The organism is Marinagarivorans sp. (assembly GCF_982758155.1).
The window spans coordinates 1-3,731 of sequence record NZ_CEXWTU010000342.1; the positions used below are offsets into that span (position 1 = coordinate 1).

Annotated in this window: 3 protein-coding genes; 1 reads left to right on the forward strand and 2 read right to left on the reverse strand. The window is 45.9% G+C overall.

The genetic code is table 11. The annotated features are described in order from the left end of the window. Both AC3A8L_RS20545 and AC3A8L_RS20550 read right to left on the reverse strand, forming a co-directional pair. Positions 1–815 (reverse strand): FecR family protein (locus AC3A8L_RS20545; RefSeq protein ID WP_487964142.1); only part of this gene is annotated, 815 nt, incomplete at its 3' end. A 29-nt stretch (positions 816–844) separates the two neighbouring features. After that, complete coding sequence (locus tag AC3A8L_RS20550) at positions 845–1,555, reverse strand: RNA polymerase sigma factor (protein WP_487964143.1); 711 nt, start codon at positions 1,553–1,555, stop codon at positions 845–847. Positions 1,556–2,445: 890 nt separating this feature from the next. On the opposite strand from AC3A8L_RS20550, the gene AC3A8L_RS20555 reads away from it, so the two are divergent. After that, positions 2,446–3,731 (forward strand): hypothetical protein (locus tag AC3A8L_RS20555; RefSeq protein ID WP_487964144.1); only part of this gene is annotated, 1,286 nt, incomplete at its 3' end.

Consider the following 3,731-nt stretch of genomic DNA (forward strand, 5'->3'; position numbering starts at 1 on the left):
CAAGCCAATCTTTGCTGGGTATTTTCCGCGGTTATATTAGTTACGTTAATTGAATTTTTGGCATTGATGGTGGCAAGTTGCCCCTGATCGATAAAGGCAATCGTTTTACTATCCGATTTTTGTAGTGTCTTTGGGTTATGACGGGTCGGAATTTGGGCGAATTCAACACGTCCTTCGGTAACCATAACCTCAATGGCGGAGTGCTTTTTTGCGTGCACTGTAAATGCCGTGCCGACAGCGCGAATGACTTTATTAAGGGTTGTTACTTCAAAAGGGCGAGAGGGGTCTTTAAATACCTCAAAATAGGCTTCGCCTTGGATGAGTTCTATTGTGCGCAGCGCGTTATTAAAATTAATGTTAATAACGCTTTCTGTGTTTAGTGTCACTGTTGATCCGTCTGGCAGTGAGATTTCTTTTTGTTCACCCATGGCTGTTTGGTAAGTCTGTAATAAAGCGGGTTCGAGTTCTGGTTGTTGCCTCATCAAGAATACAATAAAGACTAGGCCGATTAACGCTGCTATCGAACTGAGGGCTTTGAGCGAAGCCATTGCTTTTATTGGGTGACTATTGGTTTGATATTGTGTTTTTTCTGCAATGCTTGGGTTTTGGCTTGGGTTAAGTTCAGGAAGTTGATTAATATTTATTTGCCAGCGGGCAAGCCGCTCAAAAGCTAATTTGTGTTCTGGCTTTGCTTTTACCCAGGACATAAATTCGACATGTTCTTTAGCCGAAAGTTTACCGTTATCTATTCGAACAACCCAAAGGCTTGCTTTGTGCTCAATGGCTGTTGTGTCTGAAGGTGAGTTGTGAATCATAAATTTGGTTGGCTACGTCAAAAGGAAAATTAATACTCAGTAGCGCATTCACGCAAAGCCACTTTTCGTTGTTTGAGATAACCAAGCTGTTCGAGTTCATTGGCGCAGCGGCGCAATCCTTTAGCAATATGCTTTTCGACAGTGCTCTCTGTTATTTTCATGATTTTTGCAATTTCCTTTTGGCTGCAACCTTGCACATGCTTGAGTAAAAAGGCGCGTTGGCATTGCTCGGGTAGTGTGTTGGCGGCTTGAATAAAGGCATTGAATCGATTGCGATTATAAACACTTTCCTCAAGGCTAAGTTGCGGGCTCTCGAGTGAATTGATTTCTAGTTCGCTGAGAATACTGCTCAAATTGTTTTGCTGTTTGGCTTTCTCTTTTAATGCAAGGTTACGAGCGACTATAAAAAGGTAGTCCTCAAGGGATAAAATTTCACTGCGTTTGCTGGCAGTTAAGCCGCGGACGAAAGCTTCTTGGAGTAAATCATCGGTATCTTGCGAGGACAGCATAATACGCGTTATGGCTTTTCGTAGCGACGGAAGAACTTTTAGAAATATTTCTGCAAAGTGAGGCTTCGTCGCAGGCGATACGGTCATCGGGAGGGGCTCATGATTATTGTCCTCGGGTTTCCGTGTTTTGTCGGTGAGGTCGCAGGTGTTTTTATGTTTATTTTTAATCATGCTCATGATGACATCTTGTAGTGGTTGTGGCGCGTAATACAACATCGTTGCTGGGATCATACTGTGCTTGCACTGCAAGCGACATCTAGCGCACGGGACTTGGGTCTCGCTTAGCGTATTCACCCCAGCTTACTGTTTAATCTCGTGATCGCGGTCACAAAGATAAGCTTTATTTTGATCGCTTGTGGGGGTTATGTAAACACTTATGGGATTTTGTGGGAAGCTATAGCACCCCTTAGAGGGTTCAGGCTAAACCGTTACGGTTTGATGTTGGCTATACAGGTAGGTTGCTAGCGTGATGTTAATTGATGTTTGTGCTGGCGGAGGTGTTGTTTAGAATACGACCGGCGCAAGGGTTGTAGGTATTGGTAGTATTGTTACATGTGGTATTTAATGGCTTTGGCAATAACGTTTGAAATTCATCATCAACAAGCCATGTTGGTGACAATATGTTAAAAACTGTCAGGTAACGCGGCAGACTTCTTGTCTCTAATGTTGAATCGCTTTTCGGGCTAATCAGCCCGCTTTTCCTCAATAGCTGCGCATCGTTTTTGCGAAATTTCTAAACGATTGCGGAAGATCTATGGGCTCCAATCTTGGGGCCATTTTTTTGTGATGTTCTGGCAAGTGCTTTCAATGGTCAGAATGTTCTCGCGTGCGCCTTTCGGAAATTTATTTAGGCCTTATGGCACCTTGAGTTACATGATGCGCTGTTATTCTCCTATAGTTAGGGGCGAGGTAATAATCTGTGATCCAGCAATGCTTGAGATCTACTTTCGCCTAACTGGTAAACTATTGCTGCTTCGCCCTTTATATCGAATAGGCTCAGCCTGAATGGCTGCTTTCGGTATAGATGCGCCATCACAATAAACAGATGCACTATCACAATAAAAGGTGGCAGTTCGCTTTTGTGATCATAACTACAAGACCCATAAGGTAGACAAGCCGCTATGTTCAGTAGTCGGGAAGACAGTCCAAGTGCCGTATTATTTTTTGCTCCAGAAGGTGTGGTGAAGGAGTTGCTGTATTCAGAATTCGAGGCGCTATTAGAAGGTTTTACGCCTGAGCTGGAGTGGGCGGGGCGCGATGCGAAAGCCGTTTATTTGGAGCTAAGCCCCGACTTGAAGCCGAAGTCTGCTGTTTTTTTTAAAGTGGCCTTTGATGACGAAGGTTGGATAGAGGCAAGCTGGAATGTGCCGCTGATTAATATCGCCAGAACCGCTCAGCCCGGCCCTAATCTTGGTGCTGGCCCAATGCGTGTGGCGACGGCACGGCAGTGCCCAGAAGCGCGGTATACGGAAATGCTATGGACGCCCGACTTGGGCCCCGATAGCAAAATATTGGGTTGGATTCAAAGCGCAATTGCGATGAACCGGTTGGGTTTAAGTAAGCAGCAGGTTGCTGAGGACTCAAGTTTAGAGGCTCCAAATGGTGTGTTAGGGCAGGCTGCTGGGGTTTCGGTTGGGATGGAGGCGCAGCTAGCCCAACTTTTACAAAATCAAATGCTGGGTGCTAATGGTATGGCGCAAACCATGGCGCAATTGGAGCAAACTAAAACCGAATATGAAGAAAAACTGAAGGCCTTGCAGGTGCAGCTGGTGGATCAGGTTCGTCAGTTCGATAGCGCAAAAGCGCAGTTAGCTGTCCTGGAGCAAACCGTCGCAGGCAAGGATAAAAAGCTTGCCGAGGTGCGCGAGTATTACGCACTTAAACTTGAAAAAACAAAAGGTGGTGAGTCGGAGTATATTCGCGCCCTGCGAGAGCACTACGAAACTGAAGCGGGCGAGCAGGTGGCTAGCGCGCAAAGTGAGTATAAAGAGTTGTTGAACTGGCGCGAAGTTGAGTTGATGTACCGAGCTGAACGCGAGTCGCAATTACACGAAGAGATTACCAAGTTGCGATTACATGTTGCGGGGTTGGAGCATACCTCTGGTGACGACATCCTGCAAAAGTTGAGTGTTAAGGGCATCACCTTTATGACATACCAAGTTGGACTAGGGCATATTGCCATTCCCGCTGATGATATTGCCCTGTATTTAGCTAATCCGATCGGCTTTGTGGCCGCATTTTGCAATGTTACACAGGTGGTCTATCTCGACTGGTTGGCGCATTTTCATGCCCCGGTATGCCGGGCACAAGATAGTGGCGGTGAATATTGTGGGGAGGATGTTGTTCGTATTGATAGCCCAGAGCAATACATGCCGGGTGTGTCGGATTGCTGCACCAAACACCGTAA